2 protein-coding genes are annotated in these 621 nt (G+C 68.6%); both read left to right on the plus strand.

The annotated features are described in order from the left end of the window. Positions 1-66: 66 nt before the first annotated feature. The gene (locus ACRX5S_RS41100) at positions 67-375 is read left to right on the plus strand and encodes a transposase (RefSeq protein WP_436778408.1); all 309 of its coding nucleotides are present in this window, start codon (positions 67-69) and stop codon (positions 373-375) included. Next, a partial coding sequence (locus ACRX5S_RS41105; RefSeq protein WP_436778409.1) for an IS3 family transposase occupies positions 372-621 on the plus strand: 250 nt, incomplete at its 3' end. The genes ACRX5S_RS41100 and ACRX5S_RS41105, both read left to right, overlap by 4 nt.

Here is a 621-nt window from a genome sequence, read left to right on the forward strand (position 1 = left end):
GTGGGCTTGATCCACTTTGACGGACACCTTGGATGAAGGGCACGCGCCCTCGAGAGGATGTCCATCATGGAGAGCATGGGGAAGAAGAAGCCTCGGCCTCGCCGCTCGTTCACGCAGGAGTTCAAGGCCGAGATCGTCGCGCTGTGCCGCCAAGGCGACCGTTCCGTCGGTCAGGTCGCGAAGGACTTCGACCTGACCGAGACCGCGGTCCGCGAGTGGGTCAGGCAGGCCGAGGTCGACGCAGGCGAACGTGAGGGCCTGACCTCGTCCGAGCGGGAGGAACTGGCCCGGCTGCGGCGGGAGAACGCCCGGTTGCAGCAGGACGTGGAGATCCTCAAGCGGGCCACGGCTTTCTTCGCGAAGGAGACCCGGTGACGGTGCACCCGTTCATCGAGGCGGAGAACGTCGCAGGTCACAGCGTGAAACGCGCCTGTGAACTCCTCAAGGTCTCCCGAGCTGCCTACTACCACCGCCGCACCGCGGCCCCCGGCCCGCGCGCCGTCCAGGACGCGGACCTGACCGAACAGATCACCGGCATTCACGAACACTCGCGTGGCAGCTACGGCGCCCCGCGCGTCCATGCGGTCCTGGTCCGCGGCGGCGCCCGGGTCGGGCGCCGCC

Source organism: Yinghuangia sp. YIM S09857 (genome assembly GCF_051388915.1).
In the GTDB taxonomy this organism is placed as follows: domain Bacteria; phylum Actinomycetota; class Actinomycetes; order Streptomycetales; family Streptomycetaceae; genus Yinghuangia.

Bases quoted from the DNA above. Each gene is read 5' to 3' on its own strand.
- ACRX5S_RS41100 (WP_436778408.1), top strand. From the start codon at position 67: ATGGAGAGCATGGGGAAGAAGAAGCCTCGGCCTCGCCGCTCGTTCACG.